Annotated in this window: 13 protein-coding genes and 3 tRNA genes; 2 read left to right on the top strand and 14 right to left on the bottom strand. The window is 33.5% G+C overall.

Features of this window, described 5'->3' with window-relative positions; all coding sequences use genetic code 11:
• The first annotated feature begins 15 nt into the window (after positions 1-15).
• On the top strand, positions 16-930 hold the full coding sequence (locus ACFO3N_RS03205; RefSeq protein ID WP_379795201.1) for a phytanoyl-CoA dioxygenase family protein: 915 nt from the start codon (positions 16-18) through the stop codon (positions 928-930).
• Between the two features lie 109 nt (positions 931-1039).
• Here ACFO3N_RS03205 and ACFO3N_RS03200 read toward each other — a convergent pair whose 3' ends face one another.
• The 11 genes from ACFO3N_RS03200 to ACFO3N_RS03150 form a co-directional block, all read right to left on the bottom strand.
• Positions 1040-1585, bottom strand: a complete 546-nt coding sequence (locus ACFO3N_RS03200; protein ID WP_379795200.1) for a 3'-5' exonuclease — start codon at positions 1583-1585, stop codon at positions 1040-1042.
• 180 nt (positions 1586-1765) lie between these two features.
• Positions 1766-2269 carry a hypothetical protein gene (locus ACFO3N_RS03195; RefSeq protein ID WP_379795199.1) on the bottom strand — a complete coding sequence of 168 codons (504 nt, stop codon included), beginning with the start codon at positions 2267-2269 and terminating at the stop codon, positions 1766-1768.
• A 323-nt stretch (positions 2270-2592) separates the two neighbouring features.
• Positions 2593-3690, bottom strand: a complete 1098-nt coding sequence (locus tag ACFO3N_RS03190) for a slipin family protein (RefSeq protein WP_379795198.1) — start codon at positions 3688-3690, stop codon at positions 2593-2595.
• A 733-nt stretch (positions 3691-4423) separates the two neighbouring features.
• On the bottom strand, positions 4424-5209 hold the full coding sequence (locus ACFO3N_RS03185; RefSeq protein WP_379795197.1) for an ATP-grasp domain-containing protein: 786 nt from the start codon (positions 5207-5209) through the stop codon (positions 4424-4426).
• Between the two features lie 27 nt (positions 5210-5236).
• Positions 5237-5806, bottom strand: a complete 570-nt coding sequence (locus ACFO3N_RS03180; RefSeq protein WP_379795196.1) for a hypothetical protein — start codon at positions 5804-5806, stop codon at positions 5237-5239.
• Between the two features lie 26 nt (positions 5807-5832).
• A tRNA-Leu gene (locus tag ACFO3N_RS03175) sits at positions 5833-5905 on the bottom strand.
• A 319-nt stretch (positions 5906-6224) separates the two neighbouring features.
• Positions 6225-6297 (bottom strand) — tRNA-Asp (locus ACFO3N_RS03170).
• Positions 6298-6317: 20 nt separating this feature from the next.
• Positions 6318-6391: transfer RNA gene (locus ACFO3N_RS03165), tRNA-Arg, on the bottom strand.
• Positions 6392-7204: 813 nt separating this feature from the next.
• Complete coding sequence (locus tag ACFO3N_RS03160) at positions 7205-12271, bottom strand: DUF4132 domain-containing protein (RefSeq protein ID WP_379795195.1); 5067 nt, start codon at positions 12269-12271, stop codon at positions 7205-7207.
• A gap of 168 nt (positions 12272-12439) precedes the next feature.
• Positions 12440-12874 (bottom strand): hypothetical protein, encoded by a 435-nt coding sequence (locus ACFO3N_RS03155; protein ID WP_379795194.1) that lies wholly within the window; start codon positions 12872-12874, stop codon positions 12440-12442.
• Positions 12875-13030: 156 nt separating this feature from the next.
• Complete coding sequence (locus ACFO3N_RS03150) at positions 13031-13312, bottom strand: hypothetical protein (RefSeq protein ID WP_379795193.1); 282 nt, start codon at positions 13310-13312, stop codon at positions 13031-13033.
• Positions 13313-13713: 401 nt separating this feature from the next.
• On the opposite strand from ACFO3N_RS03150, the gene ACFO3N_RS03145 reads away from it, so the two are divergent.
• Positions 13714-14739, top strand: coding sequence for an AAA family ATPase (locus ACFO3N_RS03145; RefSeq protein WP_379795192.1), 1026 nt, complete (start codon positions 13714-13716; stop codon positions 14737-14739).
• Here the strand turns inward: ACFO3N_RS03145 and ACFO3N_RS03140 are convergent.
• The 3 genes from ACFO3N_RS03140 to ACFO3N_RS03130 all read right to left on the bottom strand — a co-directional run bounded on the left by ACFO3N_RS03140 (position 14736) and on the right by ACFO3N_RS03130 (position 20255).
• A complete protein-coding gene (locus ACFO3N_RS03140) occupies positions 14736-17225 on the bottom strand; it encodes a S8 family peptidase (protein ID WP_379795191.1) in 2490 nt (829 codons plus the stop codon). The genes ACFO3N_RS03145 and ACFO3N_RS03140 overlap by 4 nt on opposite strands.
• 314 nt (positions 17226-17539) lie before the next feature.
• The gene (locus ACFO3N_RS03135; RefSeq protein WP_379795190.1) at positions 17540-18340 is read right to left on the bottom strand and encodes a TatD family hydrolase; all 801 of its coding nucleotides are present in this window, start codon (positions 18338-18340) and stop codon (positions 17540-17542) included.
• A gap of 493 nt (positions 18341-18833) precedes the next feature.
• A complete protein-coding gene (locus ACFO3N_RS03130) occupies positions 18834-20255 on the bottom strand; it encodes an RtcB family protein (protein ID WP_379795189.1) in 1422 nt (473 codons plus the stop codon).
• Positions 20256-20556: the final 301 nt, after the last annotated feature.

The following is a 20556-nucleotide window of genomic DNA, read 5'->3' as shown; positions in this document are numbered from 1 at the left end:
TACAACTGAAAAGCTATGCCTTGGAATACCCTTGAACAATTATGGAAACGTACTGTTGATCCTCAAAATACTGATATAGGTAAAACAAACTGGAATAACGAAATTAAAACACTGTATCAATTAGGTATTGGTATGGAAGATACTTTGTATTTTCTATATTCTGAAAGACCAGATTTTGAAACCTTCAAAACATGGATTAATAATAGAAAAAGAAATACTGTTGAAGAAATTGAGGATTTAACTGTAAATGTATTGTCTGACCAAGATCTTGATTTTTGGAATCGGAACGGTTATGTTGTGGTCAAAAATGCTATTTCAAAAGAAGATTGCGAAGCTACACAAAAGGCCATTTGGGAATATTTAAAAATGAATCCTAATGAAAAAGAAAGTTGGTACAATCGTCATGAACAACAAAAAGGACTTATGCTTAATTTTTCGGATCATGAAACTTTAAACCGTAATCGTTTTTCACCAAGAGTAAAAAAGGCTTATGAACAGCTTTATGGAAGTACGAATATCTACAAAACAATAGATAAAGTAAGCTTTAATCCGCCCGAAACAGATCATTTCACCTTTCTTGGAAGTCCGCTTCATTGGGATATGAGCTTAAAAAAACCACTTACTTATGGTCTTCAAGGCTTATTTTATTTAACTGAATGCAGAGAAAATGATGGAGCTTTCCATTGCGTTCCAGGTTTTCATAATCAAATCGATGAATGGCTCGACGAACTTGAACCGCACGAAAATCCTCGTGAAAAAGCTTTAAAAACGTTACAGCCAAAACCAATTACTGGAGATGCAGGCGATTTTATAATCTGGCACAATGCATTGCCACATTGCGCAACGCCAAACAGAGGAGAAACCCCGCGAATGGTTCAATATCTCACTTATCTACCAGACGATTACAATGCTGCTGGAGAATGGATTTGATTGATTTATAGCAATTGTAGAAAATGCGAAAAACTGCAAATACAATGATTTACAGTTCTCTACAGTTATCAGCTATCCTTTTTGATAACTGCGATTAACAAATTAAATTCTAATTTTTAAGGCACCAATTCAAAATCTTTGCAATGTTTTTGGCATCGTCAATTCCGCGGTGATGTGTTCCTTCTAACGGAATATTCAGCAATGCAAGCGCACCATTCATTCCTGTTGGTTTAACCAAGCCAAACTTTTCGGCAAAATGCTCTTTTATATTGATATGCTCCTCTCCCATTGGATAGGAAATACCAAACGATTTACATTGTTTTTTCAGCATATTTAAATCATACTGACCGTAACTTGCCCAAGTATACAAATCGGGATTATACTCGTCAATAAGCTCATTAATGGCATCTTCGAAACTAACTCCGTTCTTATCAAGTAAATCCTGAGTAATGGTGGTCAATTCCGTACAGAACAAACTAACGGTTGAACGTTGTGGTTTTACCAGTATTCCTTTATTCTTAGAAATTGCTCCCGTTTCTGTATCCAACACAGCCAAACCAATTTCTATAATTTCATTTTGCTGCCCGCTCGGGACCGCGCCTTGCCAACATGTGGCTTCTAAATCGATAATAATAATTTTATCTGTAGTTTTCATTTTTTTCATTTTCTTAAATAATTGTGTTTTTTTTTAACCGCTAAAAGCGCAAAGGTTTACGCAAAGGAACGCTAAGATTAATCTCTCGCAGATTTAGCAGATTTTTTTTAATAATCCTTTTAATCCTATTAATCTGTGGCTAGAAAACTTAGCGCCTTAATGCCTTTGTGGCAGAAACCTTTAGAAAAACATGCTTTTAAAATCTAGAAAGAAACTTCTTTTCTTAGACTTTTTTTCAGGTTTTTCTCTTTTTTCAGAACTCTTTTTTTCAAAAACAGCCTTAGCTTTCTCAAGCTTTTTAACTGGTTTTGTTTCTTCTTTTTTAGAAGTTTCATAAAACTTTTTGAAAGGACGTGGCTCAAAATCAACCAAAATAGCTGCCATATTTATAGCATCAATATTTGACGGATCTGTTTCTCCTTTTAAGAACGTTTCGATAGGTCTGAACTTGTCTTTCTTTTCCTTAAACTTGTTCTTTTTGGTATGATCGAAATCTAAGCCCAGAAGATTCTTGAAAACATTCAAATCATCTTGAGTTGGGTTATTCTCGAAAATAAGCCAGCACAAATCACGAAGTTTACCACGAGAAGGCTTGTACAAATAATCAAAGTATTGACCGCCCTTTTCTGTCTTGTATTTATTTCTAATTGCTTTTTTATATTTTTCTAGTGTATTGTTTTGCATGATATTTTTCTTTTGCAATTCTTGGAAATCTCAGGAAGTCGAAGGCTTTTCTGGGAAATCCAATATCACAAAAGTTCAAAAGCACGCTTGCTTTACTAGAGAAATATCTCTAAATGATATATTTGGTTTCCCGAAAATTTACCTTTTCATTCCATAGGCTAATGCATTCTAAATCTGCTCCTTTAATTGAGGCAAACGAAGATTCACTTAACTCCACTGTATCCGTTTGACCTTTATGGCCCGACGCAAATCCTATTTCTTGATTCATCCTTAAATTTTTATTATTAAACTTAAACGATCAACATTTACTGCTAATGGTTCTTTTACTTTACGAAGATTTCTTTTAATTGACCAATTACGTTTCCGCCGCCAGAAATGGTGATTTCACCAATTTTATCAGCGATTTTTTCAACGTACTCCATCTCTTTCAACTTCCACAACATTTCATTTTCTTCCATCAGCTTTGCTGTGTTTAGCAAACTTCTTGTTGCAGCAGTTTCTTCTCTTCTCATAATGCTATTGGCCTGCGCTTTTTTCTCAGCAACCAAAACCTGATTCATGATTTCTTTCATATCTCCTGGAAGAATTACATCTCTTATTCCAGCATCAGAAATTGTTAAACCTAAATCTTTGATCTTAGTTTTTGCTTCTTCTAAAATTGCATCGGCAATTGCATCCTTCTTTGACAATAATTCATCTAAAGTTAATCCGCCAACAAAAGCTCTTAAAGCCAGTTGCATTGCGACATACAATTGTTTTTCAAAATCTTTATTTTCAGTCAAAGCTTTCATAATATCAACCACTTGATATCTCACAAAAAAGTTAATTCTTAATCCTGCTTTATCTTTAGTCAACAACTCCTGACCAGAAATTTCCAATTGTTGCTGTCTAGTATCAACTGTTTTCACTTCGATTGTAATGGCGTTATTCCAGAAATAATGTGTTCCAGATTTTAATTCTTTCACAAAAGTTCCGTTCACAAATAACAAAGCTTTGTCATTACTTGCTACAATAAATTTTCTTGTGAAGTATCTCATCTTAACATTTTCCAATAAGTTTACTGGAATATTTTCTGTGATTTCAATCTTAGACAAATCTGCTTTAATAAATTCATTTTTTACAACTCCTTTCCAAAAAGCATACTTTCCTGGCACCAAAACTTCTTTAAAATTTCCTTTTACAAATTGCAACACAATTTCGTTATCGGCAACTTCAACAACTTCCAAAAGAGATGCTAACACTTCATTTTGCAATAAAATATCCAACTCAAAAGGAGCCTGAAAAGATCCGTTTAGATCGTAAATCATAATGTTTTTGTTTCCAAAAATCCAGTGTAATCCTTCTTCTAATACTTTTATTAATTTTCTATTTTCGAACACCAAGCCTACTTGGTAAGTCTCGATTTTAATTCTTTTTATCATAATTATATTTTGTTTCAGGTTTAATGTTTCAAGTTTTGAAATCTATAACCTCTATTATCTTTCTTCTTGCTAAATAAAAAAACCTTTTTGCCTTTCTCCTCTAAGAAAAACGGACGAATAGTTTGTTCTTTGTCTGTCTGAATTGTTTCTGATTTTATTTTATTGAGAGAATCCCCAAATTCTCTTAACAATCAAACCAAAAAGAAAACAGACTTTTCAAGACACATTTCGATTCGCACTGGCTTTATCAGAGTGTGAAACATCAGATTCTAAAATCCTAATTTCACTGACAAAGACAAATTAGTTTTTTCTAATGGTACATCTTTTTAAGAGTGATGCGCTCTACTGTTACAGGTTTTTGAGACCCGTCGACTAACCAATTCGTCCAACCGAAACGTGTTCGGTGCAGGATTCGAACCTGCATAAACATTCTATTACTCTACCAACTGAGTTACCACATTACTGTGGATGGGAATCGAACCCACGACAAATAGATCGTGTGATAATTTTTTGGAAAACCATCAAAACCTCCAAACCAAGCTGAATAGAAAAACATAATACGCTTTCGCGAAAAGTCTGCTACAATGGTGCTATACAGAAACACCCAACAAGGCTTGTTTGATATTTTTAATCAAAGTTTCCTTTGATATTCATTTTTTTTTTAAGAACGTTTTTTGTTTCTAAAACAAAGATTCAAATGATCCTGCGCAATTATTCTGCGCAGGATATTTTTTTAATTAATCCATTCTATAACCGTCGATAAATAAGCTTCTCTTACTTCATCAAATCGAGTTATGTTCGGAATATGATTTACTTCTAACAAATATTTAGAACCATCTTTTCCAACGATATAATCATTTCCAATCATATCCATCTTCAAAGTTTCTTTGATATAAATTGTATCTGCTAGTAAATCTTCATCAACAGGCATAAAACCTGCGTTATCAGGATGAATAGATTTTAACCAATCGTCTCCTTCTAATTTAATCTGCCAATAAACATCTCCAATCATCATGATACGAACGGCTTCTCCTTCATAATAAGGTTCAATTGTAGCAGTAAATTGGCTTTCCCATTCTCCTGTAAAACGATGTTTATTCTCGCCGCAATGCCAATTACCCCATTTGGCAACCGTATCATTTGCAATAGTTACAGAAGCTCCAGCACTTATAAACCCACGAGGTGCACTAAATTTTGAAAGAGATAATGCTTTTACCAGACACGGAATCTTAAATCGACAATCCAACATTGCTGCCGCATTCGGGTAACATTCTCCTTGCCAAATTGCTAAACCAGTAATAAAATCGAAATCATTATCATAAATTCCATAATAAACCACTTTATCAACTGGAAGCATTCCAACTCCATTGGCTTTTTCCATGTAGAGCACTTCATCTTTTACTACGATTTTAGGAATAGACTGATGCCAAATAATATGTCCTGAATAACTGGCTTTTATTACATCATACTCTTCTTGTTCAATTCCAACAAGGGCTATTCGGTTGTATAATTCTTTCATTTTTTTACTTTTTAGCGTTATTTACTTTTATACAGATTCTAATTTCATTCGTTTAATACCAAAATCTGATTTTCTTAATTTACACATTCGCTCATCTGAAATGTGATGGAAAACAATACCTTCAATGTCATTCTCTGATAAGAATATTTCTAAATCCTTAAAATCAAGACTTACAAAATCAAGTATTTCACTTCCGTGTTTTACCAATGTATGTTTCTCAAAATTTTCCGGGTTTCCTTGTACTTTAGGTCCGCATAATTCGTAGGTTCCGTCAACTTTGCTTTCTAATCCATCAAAACCTTCAAAAAAATGTTTGTCCTCCGATTTTGAACGGTCGCATTTTAACCAGTGTGGATGATGACCTGATTTTGGATCGGCTTCCTGACAAGGAATTGCACCCATCGGGATTGCTCTTCCTTTTTTAGCATCAAACCTTTTAAATATTTCACCGCCTATAATCGCTGCCGATGTACCATCAAATTTTCTAGTTGCAATGGCTTCTCCATCAAAAACCCATTTGTTTTCAATATTAATTTTATCTACTACCCTTCCTAAATCATTAGGATCTTTGGCGAATAATGTGCTTATCTTTTTCATCGTATATTTTTTAATTTTTCATTTTGTACAGGAAGAGAGACTCGAACTCTCAGAAAACTGATCCTAAATCAGCCGTGTTTACCATTTCACCATTCCTGCGTTTTTTTAAAGTTGCTAAGGTTCTGAGATACTAAGAAACTAAGTTTTTTTAACTTTTAAATCCGAATCTCAACAACTTTAAAAACCATTTCATTTGTCTGGGAAGCAGTCCCGATAGCTATCGGGAGAACCTGCGACCTCCCGCATCCAAAGCGGGTAAACAACCTCCGTTATCTTCCCAGATTTTTTTTAAAGGTTCTAAGGTACTGAGATGCTAAGGGACTAAGTTTTCAACCTCTACCGCTTTGTACCTTTGCAACTCTATCACTAAAAAACTCAGAATCTTAGTGCCTTAGCACCTCAGTACCTTTAAAATAAGCGGCTCATACGGGAGTCGAACCCGTTTCTCCCGAGAGACAATCGGGAAGGTTAGCCAGTAACCCCAATGAGCCAGTTCCTTCTAGAGAACAAGTGATTTTGGAAGGATTCGAACCTTCGACCATCTGCTTAGAAGGCAGACGCTCTATCCAACTGAGCTACAAAATCATTTCTTTTTTGGCATAAAAAAAGCACCCGATTAAAGGTGCTTTACAAAATTCAACGTGATATAACTATCCTATTGCCTATATTGATGCACCTGCATTGTCAAACGTCCAAGATCGAATCTTGCGTTTAGTGGTAATCCGTATGATATTTTATTTTGTAAAGCCATTTTTTATGCTGTATTATATTTTAAAATTCTTGTTATTATTTGAAACGCTGTGTTTCAATTTTGTTTGGCAAAGATAAAGTCGAAAAAATCATATTTCCAAATATTTTTCAAGATTATTTTTCTGATTATCAACTAGTTATACCTAAAATTAAAACAAAGAAATTCCTGTCCGCAAACTGGTGCAGATCTTTATTTTGTATCAAATGACTGTTACTCATCAGATTACTTTCCAATACTATATTTCTCTATTTTGATTAATCATTAAACATTTTGGTCAATTATTTTTTTAGTTTTTTTTAGTTATGGTTTGTTTTTCTATCATTTTTTGTAATGTTGAGCGAAGTCGAAGTGCTTTTTAAACGAATTCGAAATGGCTAAAAACAAAAAAAGCGCCCTACTTTGAGGACGCTTTTTTATTTTATGATGAGTTTGACTCTAAATTTTACATTTTAATTTCATAAAAATACATATTGCATCCTGATACTTTAGCCGGAAGTGATCCTGCTAAGTGGTCAAAATATTTTGCAATTGAAAGTCTCATCTGTATTTTTATGTTTTTTAATTATGGGAACAAATGTAATATTTTATTTCTTAATTTAACATTTTATAATAAAAATGTTAAAATTATTATTTCTCAAACTTAACTATTAAGCATACGTCTTATCAATCTGACTCAAAATAGTCGGATCCTGAATTTCATTGTCTTTCGCAAACAATAAAACTTTAGACATAACCTCAGCCGATTTTGGATCGTCGTCTGCAAATGGAAGGAACAAACGCCCTCTATGTTGCGAATGAATTGGCAATATCGATAAATATTTACCTGGAACCTGATGTACAACCGCGCTTCCTAAGTGTACGCTGTATTCTGCCAATTGTCCTTTTATGATGGCATGATTTCCAGTAATTTCAACATTTTTAATTTTAAATAAACGAAGTGTTTCTCTTAACAATACGGCTCTCATTTCGATAGAAGAATGGCTCGCTTCTGGATCAACTCCGCCAACATGGGCAACGCTTACCACTAAATCAATGTCGCGCATGACTTCTGAGAAAATCCTCGGATTGATATCTTCAAAAGCAATGTTTTTATAATCTTTTAAAGAATGGAATTCGATAGTTTCTAAAGTCGGACTTTCAACATCTGCTGGCGAAAACCAATCTGCCATTGCATACATTTTTACCTGATAGCCTTCTTTATGGAAAACTTTCTGCAATCCTTCCTCATAATCTACTTTCCAACCTCTTGTTTTCAATAAAGCCAAAGTTTGATTCGGCTGTACTTGATGCCCTGCATAACGTCTTGAAACTGATTTTTCTTTCAATTCATCTGGCGTTGGAACATACAATTCTCTGAAAATCTGTTTAAATGGCTGTTGCAGTTTATTATCGAAACAATATTTCTGGTAATCTACCCAAACATTATTTTTATGTAAATCAAAACAGTGTGCAATTCTGAAAGTCTGATTTTCGTTTAACGAAATCATTTCTCCTAAACCGGTCACTAAACTTCCATCAACATAAAAACCAATCTGATTATCATTAGAAATAAAAACCAATTTCTCCAGATGTTTTGAAATAATTGGATGCTCAAAAAGGTTTTGCATTTCTGCGAATAAAAACTCGTCTCCGCGAATCATACTTTCTTCCAAACCTTTTCTCGAACGTGTCCATTGCTCACGCATGGTTTTTCGGTAATTCGTCAGTTCTAGAATGCCTTTATCTTTTTTGTATTTCGGCGGAATCGATTTTAATTCTTTTCCTGCTTTATAGGTAACCAAATCGGCTTTTCCTTCATTATTGATCACCAAACTTATCGTTACATCATCTAAAACCACTTCGGTTTCTTTTGATAATATATTCTGAACTTGCTTCGTTTCCATTGCCCAAGTCAAACGAACTGGATCTGGATAACCCGCATTTCTAGCTAAGTTTTCCAATGCCACACGAATCGCCAAAGCTTCGCTCGCCTGTTTCATCGAACCAAATTCTTTACTTTCTTTTTTAAACTGCTGTAAATATTCGTAACGCGCCAAAATATCTTTTTCTGGACTTGCTTTACTTAAAGGCACCAATCCGTAAACGCGCAAATAATCTTGATCACGTTTGTCTTTTACTTTGGCTGTAACTTCCCTAATTTTCAAATCGCCTGTAATCGTGTCTGCATATAAACGCGCACGACGGTGGCCGTTTCCGTCTGTTACATATTTAGCCGATTCGTACAGCATTTCCCATTTTGCTTTTCCAAGTTTTTTGTAAGCCGATGTAAACCAATCTTTATCTACAGCTCCATCTTTAAAATCTTGCAAATCTAAAGTCGAAAATCTAGCCGCTTCACTTTCTAATTCTGAATTTGTAGCACTGTAAGATGCCGTTTTGGTATGCGCATGAAACCACCAAATTCCTTCATCAAGACCATTCCAATCCAAATAACTGCTGATAAACTTTTGCCATTGAGGCGCATAAATAGCAGTCTGAATCAATCTTTCTTCAGAGATTTTAGCTTTTTTAATTAAAGCATTAAAGCTTTCTTGTGTATCTGTCTCTAACGGATAACATCTTTTCAATAAGAAACTAAATAATTTCTGTTTCGTTAAATCGGTGTAACTCCACGAGTAAATGTAGCCTTTGTACAAACTTGCTTTGCCTAGCGCTGTAATCAATTCGACCAAACGGTTGGCACCAAAAATCTTCTGGAAACTCTGTACCAAATGCGTTACCGAAGTATTAGAATCTCCTCTTTTAACCTCAACATCCAAAAATGTTTCGCGAATTTTATCTACCATCGAAACTAGGAACGGAAATCTAACCAATAAGTCTTCGCTTCCTTGATTTCTGTAATTTCTGTTTCCGCCCGTTAAAAATGAAATTCTTTCTGGTTCCAAAATACCTTCGTACAATTCACCTTCGGTAATTAACTTTTGTTCAAATGCAGCACTATATAACTGAACGAAAGGTTTGCAGTGCGAAATATTTTTTTCCAGTCCGTTTAACTGTCTCCATCTGTACAGATTCCATATCTTAATTTCTTGTTCTGTAGTTACATATCTTAAGTCAATTCTGTTTAGATAAACATCAAAAAAGTTCTGGCTTTGCCAGCCGTTTCCGTTGTTGTTATTGTAATAATATTCATTTTTACCTGGCACGTATTCAAACTCTTTTACAGATTCTGGAAGATCTGCATACAAAGCGCTACTAGCGTCAATTAAGAAATCTACTTTTTCTTCAAAAGCATATTTTACTTGCAACGCATTCAGAATATTCAGAATCGCATTGTCCCAATCGTAACCTCTTTTGTTTGGGTGCGGCAGTAATTCTTTATAATAAAAAACATGCTTTTCTAGAAAATCTCTCCAGATTTTTCGATCGCAATTGCTTACAAATGTCAGCAAAAACAAATCTCGTTCTACTAGACCTGAATTTTTAAACCATTCTTCCCAAACTTCATACAACGGATAATTGGTTGCAGCCAATTCTGAATTCTTATCTTCTTTTAGATTTTTTAATGGTCTAAAAGAATTCCCCAATAAAACAGTCGATTTGCTGTTATCGTAGTTTTCAATTTCGTATTCGTAATTTCTGTTTTCTTCAAACAATTTATAAAGCTTCGCAATTTCGTCTTTAATATGCGACATCGATTTGGAGAAACCGTACTGATGTTCTTTTACCGCTTTTGCATACACAGAATCTGCTTTTGGTTTTGGCAATTCGTAAACTGAAATTTCATTTGGCGTAAAAAATCCGTAACCGTTTTCTGCGCTTAAAAGATCTCGTTTTTCTGAAGGTTCTAACTGCTCAATAAATTTGGTTTCTTTCTCGGTAATTTTTGGTCTTTGCAGATAATCTTTTACCCAATCGTTAACCTTATCTGTCAGTTTATTATTTTTCTGAAGCTGCAGCATTACGTCCAACATAGACATACGCTGTTCTAAATCGCCTTTTTCTACGGTCTGATTAACAAAATTGACTACTTTCTGATCTTCTTGTTTAATCAGAATCGCTGTTAGATTCTTTTTTAAATTAGAATTTTTACGTTTAAATAATTCCTGAAAAACAGCCAATTCGTCTTCAGTTAAACTCAAATCTTTTAAAACATTAACCGCCGAAGCCACAAGAGATTCTCCTCTGTCTTTTAAAATTCGCAACGCAAAATTTCTTTGAAATTCAGTTGGTTCAGATTTGGTTTGATTGTTTTGATTGCTGTAATACGAATAGCTATAAAAACTTCCCAATAAATTTCTAGTCAGTTTCTCTCTTAAATTGATCGAGAAGCCTTCAAAATGTTGTAAAACCGCTTCTAATCTTTCGGTATTATCGCCCACCAAATTAATTGCTGCGGCATAAAGCGTATCTCTTTCGAACTTTACATTTAACCACGAAAATACTTTTCCTTCAAAAGTTTTTTCTTTCTCAATAATGCTTTGTGCAAGATTGTAAACTTTATCAAAGAAGTTCGGATAATCTGCATTTTCGATATAAAACTTCGATTTTGTATTGGCTTCCAACAAAGCATTCATTCTCGGAACTGCAAATGCCAAAACCTGCAAATTCTCATCTTCTAAAGCTTTAAAATAAAGAGGCATTTCGATATAAGGATCGTTGGTTTCTCCAGCAAACTTCAATGCCAGCGATTTCTTTTCGACCGAACCGTTTTCTAATAATTCATGCAGATACGGAACTGTTTTCTCGACATCCAAAACACCTTGAACCCAAAGCGCCATATAGACTTCGTTATTATTTTTGCTTTTTATGCCAGTCGCAATCATTTCTGGTTTTGAAAAATAACCCGAAGCCAACTCAATAATATTACGAACCGTAGTTTCTTTTTCAGAATCCCAGCCCAAACCTGTCCACGTGTCAATCGCTCTTACAACCGATGAAAAACGAGTCAGTTTATTATCAATAAGTACTTTGATCATATATTGCAAAGCGCCGATACTCGTTTCGTCTAAAGCTTCCAAAATCGTCTGGCGTAAACCTTCCTGACGTTGCGCCGCAAGAAGTAGTTTTTCTACCAACTCCCAATGCTGCTGTTTTTCGCTATTTAAAAGTGCTTTGATGATATTTCTAGACACTTTTCCGTGTGTGTCTTTATTGAAAATAATGTCTTCAAATAATTGAAAAAGTCCTTCTTTACCAGAATCTAATGCAGCAGACCAAACCATGAATTTAGTAATGGTATTTGAAATTTCGGTATCGTAACGAATTTCATCTTCAATACTCAAATTATAATAAAAAGTGGTGCTGTCCTGATAATTGTATTTGTAAGGTCCATTTAGCAAAGAACGCAGAAAATTAATCTGATTAACCAACAGATAACTTTTATGATTTGGTGCTCTAAAAGCTCTTCGCGTATACCCGTTCTGATACATTTTTTGAGGCAATCTGTTCCAAGCTTCTTTTACGTATGCGGCATTTTCTTCACCAAAAAAGTAAAGCAGTAAATCGTAATAGTTTTTATCTTCCCAGATATTCTCTTTTACCAAAGCGGCAAACTTTTCGGCTTCTTTAGAACCAAGCGAAATATAATTGCTGTAATAATTGTCCTGAAGTTTCAAGAGTTCTAGACCAAACTCCGCCACTTCTTTTTTCAGTTTTTTTCCAGAAAGTAATTTAGAAAGCAAATTACTGTTTACAATTTCTTCCAATTCTTTTTTAAATCTCTTAATTGGATTTTCAATTACTTTACTTTTTAATAAATCTTCAATTGTCATAATTTTTATTTTTTTGTGAAAAGTGAAATGTAAATTGTGAAATATTTTTTGTAAAAGCCTAAGTCTAACTTTCACATTTAACAGCTCACGACTAACATTTTAATTCTCACATTTTAAATTTTACGTTTTACGTTTCACATCTAACATCTAACATCTCACAACTAACAATTACCAATAGCTTCCCGCCAAAAACGTAAGCCTAATAAAAGTGATGGATTTGTTTTGAGATAAATCTATTTCCTCGCTTAAAGTTTCCAGCTGATCGTCGCCGTAGAAAACAGCGTACAAACCGTCTTCAAAAGCTACAATGGCATTTTCCTGCGCTTTGGCCAAATCTACTTGATTGTGATTGTACAGCGCGCCAAAACCTACTTTTCCGGTATCGGTAAGAATGGGTAAATAATTTTCTTTGGGAAGATGGATTTTGTCTTCGTCTTCAAACTCAAAGGATGAAGAACGGAACAATTGTACCTGATGGTCAACAATCGATTCTATGAGTTTTTGTGTAGTAATAACAGGATTTTCTATATCCAGAGCGATACTTTTTTCCTGAAGTAACGGATGTTTTTTTCCTAATTGTTTAACTGAGATGCTTATATTCATCTTTATCGGCTTTTATTTTAAAAGGGTAATGTAAGAATTTTAGAGTGATTTGTCCTTAAAATAATGTCTTTTTAATGTTAAAAAATCTAGGAATTAAAAGTACTATTTGATTGTAAAAAAATACCCTGCCAATTGGTATTGGCAGGGTTTGGGTTTTTATTCGGATAATTTACGATTGCTTACACAAGCCTTCTGAATCTGCTTCTCTGAAAATGGCGATAACGTTTCTGCCAGATTACGGCTGGTTCTTAAGCAGCTCAGTATTTTTTGCCTTAAATTGATATCGTCGCCAAACTCTGTATGCATTAATAGCTCGAAGATTTCCTGCAAATACAGGGGCTGTTCTTTGTAATCTCCCTCAAACAATTCGTCTGAAAGGAAATTAATTACGGATGGCACTACATCACGATGTGTTGGTTTTTGATTTTCTTTTGACATTTTCGAAAATATTTAAACGCACGAAGCCCTCATCTTCGGTTGTGTCAAAACACTACAAGGAGTGGAATTAGGGCTATCACTAGCTCCAGCAACGTGAATGAGGGCTCGTTATGTTAACTTAAAATTTAAGTTTCGGATTACTCCTTGTATAGTATTTTGACTTTACAAAGATATATTTTTATTTTAAAAAGAAAGAAAAAACTTACTTTTATTTGTTTTTTTGAATTATAATGCTAAATTTATATTGAAAACAAAGATAGATATTAATTTGCGGTGTAATTGTTTTTTGTAACCTAGCAGTAAAAATTATTGAAATGGAAATAAAATTTAAGTTGAATATATAATTTTCAGAATAAAACAAATTTCAGAAAAACATAAAAAAATCATTACTTTTGCGCGAGATGAGTCAATCTGATTACATAAAAGATATTGCTAAATATGGTCTTGAAAATGATCAGGAGAAATTATTGTCTGCTTTGAACGAATTTATTGATTATTCAAAAAAAAGCAAGAAAGTAAATTTTGCTATTCAATTACAATCTATATTAAAAGAATCTATTCGTGAACAAAAAATCAGTACTCTTACAAAAGTAGGTACTGAATCATACTTTAATAGAATCGAAGATCGTGAAACTGGCGATCTCATTTTAGAAAAACTTACCTCTGACTACAAACTTGAAAACATTATTGCAGATAATAATGTTAGCGAAAATTTAAATCATTTCATAGAGGAGCACCATAAATCAGATGTCTTAAAAAAATTTGGTTTGCCTATTGCTAATAAGTTATTATTACACGGTCCATCAGGCTGTGGAAAAACTTTAGCTTCATACGTCGTGGCTGGAGAACTTAAAAAAATGATGGTAGTTGTTAATCTTGGAGCAATTGTATCATCTAAACTTGGTGAAACTAGTAAGAATCTTTCAAAAATATTTCGAAAAGCAGCTTCTGAAGATTGTATAATTTTTATTGATGAATTTGATTCTTTAGGAAAAATTAGAGATTATAGTCAAGATCATGGAGAAATGAAAAGAGTAGTAAATACAATTCTACAATTGTTTGATTATTTACCTCAAAGTAGTATTGTCATTGCTGCAACTAATCAAAAAGAAATGCTTGATGATGCCTTATTAAGAAGATTTGACTTTTCTATTGGATTTAATTTACCAACAGAAAAAGAAATAAAAGAACTAATTTCCTTAACTCTAAAAAATGGTAATTTTACTTTTGACAACAAAACAAAGGCAAATACTCTAATAAAAAAATCGATTGGACTTTCTTACTTCAGCATTCAAAAAACTTTAGTTACTGCAATTAAAAGAAGCCTATTTGCAATAGAAAACCCAGAACTAACATTGAATGCAAAAATTAATACTTCTATTTGGGAAAATTTAATTGAGACAGAAAAGAAATCTATGAATATTTAATAATTTTCTGCTTCAAGATCTAAATCACTAATTACATTTAAAGAATTAATAAGTTGCATTTCTTCATATAATCTATTTGAAGTTTTATTTTTGTACGGAAGCTCTTCTATTGTTGTAACCAATGAAAATTTCACTGGTGCCTTAAGCAATTTTTCTTTGTCAATTGAATCTAAAAGTTTATGTAACTTAGAGTTTATTGCAATTTTAACCTTTATATTTCCATCTTTGTCAATATTCTTTTTAAGAAATTTAAGAGTTAGTTTAAATTTAACCTTTTGTGAATTACTTAATACTTTAGGTTTATAATAATAATCCTGTGACCAAGAATTCTTTAGTTTGATGTTTTCCATCTTATTATAGTTAATACCTAAAGATTGAGCAGGGAATCCGTTTGGGTTTGTTAATATCCTACCATTTATATCTTTTTTATAATCTTCCAATGGTATATTATCAAAGAAACCAAATGCAATATGTATTGGACAATAGGTAAATTGGCTTTTATTTAAAGGTAAAAAGCTAAAACATAAAGTTGAAGTAAATTCTAATATTGATTGAGAATTCATCAAATCCAATAAATAAGCAGGTAATTTTAGAGAAAAACTTTTAATTGTTTCTGGTACGATCTCATCTTCCAAAATAAATGTTATTCTATCTCTTGAAGAATTTATTGCAAATTCCTCATTAGGGAAACCATTTCCAATAATTGAGTTTTTTATAGTTTCTATTTCAGAATTTATTTCATCAGTTTCAGAAGAATTAATTATCAATGCTTTTATTGTTTGCATATTCTTTGATAGCTCAGGATATTTTTTAAGTATTCTAGCTGCTAAATTGGCTACAAAAGGAGATGAATAACTTGTGCCTATTTCTTTACTGAAAAAAGTCCCTCTTTCTATCGTTAAAACTTTTAAACCAGTTTTATTAATATCTAACCAATTATCATAATCACCTCCATGAGAAATTACATCAGGTTTAAATAATAGTTTATTTGTTCTTTTATGATTTAAGTTCCCTTTTATATCTTTAAAAATTTTCAAATCCCAATTTATATGAAACGTTCTACTATAAATAGCAGGAACTAAACCCAAAGGAGTTATTCTCTCATATTCATTTTCTTCTAAATTTGATGCATAAGCTCCAACTGTCAAATTATTCATACTTTCTGCCGGACTACAGAGATTGGTATTCTCAGACATAAAATGTAAGGGAAATAGAGATTTATTAGTAGTCGCATCTAAAAAATGTTGAGAATCTCTAACATTTGAAATTGAAATAAAAATGAGTATATTTAACTCATGCGATAATTTATCTAATGCAAATGCATAGCTAGACATGCATTCATTATGCTTTTTACAAGCATCATATCCAATTGTAAGAGTAAAAATTTGAACATTATATTCTAATTTTGCTCTTCTGATTAATTCCACAACTTCACTTTCAAATATTTGACCGGAGTTATTATCTAATGTTTTAATGCTTAAAAGCTTTGCATCAGCTTCAAAATTCCCAACATGATTTGGATATAATTTATCTCCTAATGCAGCGATTGTTGCAACAGCCGTACCATGATCAACATTATCAATAAATGACGATGTACTTGTAAGGTTAAATGAAGCATCATTAATGATTATAGAATTTAATGGAGATTTGTTTTCAATTCCTGTATCTATAATGCCAATAATTGGCAAATTAGCATCACTATTTATAATTTCAAAACCATATGATTTATCCGCTAAATTATAAATATTAGGTCTAACAAAACCTGAGCTATAGGAATTAACAGATTGTATAACATCAAAATTATCAACTATTTCTATAACTGTATTCTCATCAACGTTAATTATCTCGATAACATTTAATTCCACATTGTTCTTGAATTCAATACGATTTTTTTCAAGATAATTAATCAGTCTATTTTCTATCTTATTTTTAATTGAGTCAAGCTCCAATGAATCAATCAAACTTATTATCAAATGATTTTTAAAAGTTTTGCAATCAATTATTAAATCTCTAGACAAAAAGTCGAAATCTTTAATGAATTTTACGTTTAGATCGTATTCAGGATTATTATGATCTTCTGTGTTTATGAAAATTTCTAATTGCTTTACAAAATTGTTAAATCTCTCATAATTAGAAATAGCAAAAATAGCTTTTGTATTCCAATCAAAATAAGCAATTATATCAAGTCCGAAAACTGACCTATAAATATTTTCAAATTTAGATGAATCAAAAATATCATGGAAGGTGATTGTAATTAATTCAATTACCTCAGGCATAGCAATTGTTTTTCTTATTGCTCTATCTTTTCTTTTCTTATTAAAACTGTTTAACGATCTTATAAAATCTTCTGTTTTTGGCGTATAATCTTTTTCTATCTCGAGATTCTCTTCTTCAATTTCAGTAGAATTTGGATTATATCGAGATTTTTGTTTGAAAATAACGACGCCCTCTTGAGGATTTTTAAAATAAAGATGCTCTTTTTTCATAAGTACTTTTTAAATCGAAAAACAAATTCAGCTAAAATCCATCTGCTTTTCACCTGACAAATAACTAAAATTTTTCTGATTAAATAATATTTTATCAATCTATTTTTTATTTGCAAAACTCTATCGTGTTAATTTCGTTTAAATAACATTAATTTTCAAAAATGCCTAAAATTTGACAAGATATTTTACGGTTTTCCATAATCATAATAATTATTAAACTATTACTACCCCTCAAATATATACAAACAAAAAGCCTTCAAACCAAGTACAAACCCCTGATTTAAAAGCCAACAAATAGTCTTTATAATTAAAATCTAAATCCCAAAAAAGCTTTTAGAATTTCGAGTCGTTTCCTCCGCAACTTTACCTAAAGTAATTCCTTTAAACTGTGCAATTGTTCCGGCAACATACGGCAGAAAAGCGGGTTCGCAACGGCGTTCGTGGTATTTCTTCAAGAGGCTGTTCGGGACATTTTTAGGAAGCATAAACGGCGCATCGGTTTCAATCATCATTCGGTCGAGCGGTACGTACTGAATGACTTCTTTTAAATGGCTGAAACGCTTGGCATCTGAAATAGCTCCCGTAAAACCCAGATAAAATCCGTTATCGAGATAGGTTTTGGCTTCTTGCAACGTTCCCGTAAAACAATGTACAACGGCTTTTGGCAATTGCGGTAAATAGTCTTTGGTAATATTCATAAACGAATTAAAAGCACTTCTTTCGTGCAAAAACAAAGGTTTCTGTACTTCGATCGCCAATTCTAATTGGGCTTTGTAACATTCTTCCTGTTTGTTTCGGGGCGAAAAGTCACGATCAAAATCGAGTCCGCATTCGCCAACAGAAACTACGTGTTTCAGTTCTAATAATTTCCTGAGTTTCGAAATACTCTGCGCATCAAAACTCTTCGCATCATGCGGATGTATGCCCGCCGTAGCGTACAACACGCCCGGATATTGCCTCGCAATCTTCGCAGATTCTTCGCTATTTCGTACGCTGGTGCCTGTGAGTATCATTTGCGATACATCGGCGTCGAGCGCGTCTTGTACGACATCGTCTATGTCGTTTTGGAATTGTTTGTTGGTTAAATTAATTCCGATATCTATATATGTTTTCATTTTTTTGTTTTTTGCCACGAAGGCACTAAGACACAAAGTTTTTTTATTCTTTGTGTCGGTTATTATTGTTTTAAGTTGCTAAGGTTCTGAGATACTAAGATACTAAGATGCTAAGTTTTTCTTTTTAATCTCGCAAAGTCGCAAAGTTTTTGTTTCACGCAGATTTTCCAGATTCTAGCTGATTTAAAATGATTTTTTTAATAATCTGCGAGCATCTGCTTAAATCTTTTTAAATCTGCGTGAAAAAATCTTTAACCACGAAGTTTGTCATCCTGAGGAACGAAGGATCACATCCAATATTCCTCAAAGAGAATCGCCAATCTTTGTAGAGTTTCTTGTGTGATCCTTCGTTCCTCAGGATGACAAACTGGGCGTTAGACGCACTGCTGTGCGCCTCTACACTGAAAACCGAGACCGAGACTGATCACTAAAAACACACCTCTACACTGAAACTGCGACCACGACTGAACACTAAAAAACTGATCACTGACCACTAGTCCTCACGGCTCCCATCATCTGCCATTCTCACCAATTTCGGAGTAAACTTCGCCACAACGTCCACTAAATCCTGTTGCGCTTCCATAACCTGATTGATATCTTTATACGCCATTGGGGCTTCGTCCAAACCTGCTCCGATAAGCGTAACGCCATGATCTTTCAGGATCGATTTCATTTCGGATTGTGTGATGTTTTTTATGGCTTGGGTTCTGCTCATTTGTCTTCCTGCTCCATGCGAAGCCGAATTAATGGCGTTCTCCTCGCCTTTTCCTCTCACCAAAAATCCCGGTGCGGTCATACTTCCCGGAATGATTCCCATAACGCCTTTTCCGGCTGGGGTTGCTCCTTTTCTATGTACGATCACTTCTTCGCCGTTCCAGATTTCTTTCCAGGCGAAATTATGGTGGTTTTCGACTTTGGCTAAAATCGTTGCACCTAGAGCACGTTCCATTTTGTTATGGATAATCTCGTGACAAGCCGAAGCGTAATCTCCCGCCAAATTCATCGCCAGCCAATATTCTTGTCCTAATTGTGAATTCATATCTAAATACGCTAAGTTTTTTGCCACTTCTGGAAGTTTACATTCGTCTTTGGCTATTTTAGTATAATGTCCTGCAATGGTTGCTCCCATTCCGCGTGAACCAGAATGCGTTAACAAAGCGACGTATTTTCCTTTTGGGATATTCAAAACCGCATCGTCTTTTGCAAATTCCATGATTCCGAATTCCACAAAGTGATTTCCACCACCTGAAGATCCTAATTGCGACCAGGCTTTATCTTTCAAATTCTTCACAAACGGATTCATATTGAACGTTTCGTTCTCTAAAACCGCATGATCTGATTTGTACTGACCGTGAAACCCGTGACCTGCTCCAAAAATAGAATTCGCAATTAATTCTCTTTTGAATTTAGCTTCGTTTTCAAAGTAAAAATCTTCTGGAATATCATAAACCGACAACGCCATTCTACACCCAATATCAACTCCAACACCATACGGAATAATGGCATTTTTTGTCGCCAAAACTCCGCCAATTGGTAATCCGTAACCTTGGTGCGCGTCTGGCATTAAAGCGCCCGCAACCGTAACAGGCAGTTTCATGGCAACTTCCATTTGCTTTCTGGCTCCGTCTTCGATATGATCCAATCCGTAAGCCGAATACGCATTCGGATTTTCATTTAAAGCAATAAAATCTTCTGGTTTTTCATTCGATTTTTCGATCAAAGCAACAGCCAGTTTGCTGAAGATTTTATCGTCTATATAATTCTCCGGAGTTTCTAAGACGTTTTTGAAATTGGTAATCATTTCGTCTCTTGTGAATCCGTTTCTTTTGCTGTTTATTTTTAAGGCAATTCCAATTATTTTTCCTTCTGGAAATCCTAATTCTAATATATCTGTACCGTTTATTTGTGTTTTCATTTTTCTTTCTTTTTTGATAGTACAAAGGTTAAATGCTACTGCGCAGTTATTTTGCGTAGACATATTTAATTCTAAGTTTTTTGCTCTACGGAGAGATAGTTCTCGCAAAGTCGCAGAGTCGCAAAGTTTTTTTTGCCACAGATTAAAGGATTAAAATGATTTTTTTCTCATTTTTTGTCATCCTGATTTCTATGATAAAACCAAATCTTTTTCATAAAAGGTTTGGTTTTTTATTACCGCAAAAACTCGATGGATTATTTTGTTTCTCACGGCATTTAAAACACTCATTTTATTTTTTCCT

The sequence above is a fragment of the Flavobacterium chungangensis genome, assembly GCF_042654045.1.
Lineage (GTDB): Bacteria > Bacteroidota > Bacteroidia > Flavobacteriales > Flavobacteriaceae > Flavobacterium > Flavobacterium chungangensis.
This window is presented reverse-complemented; position numbering and strand designations above follow the sequence as displayed.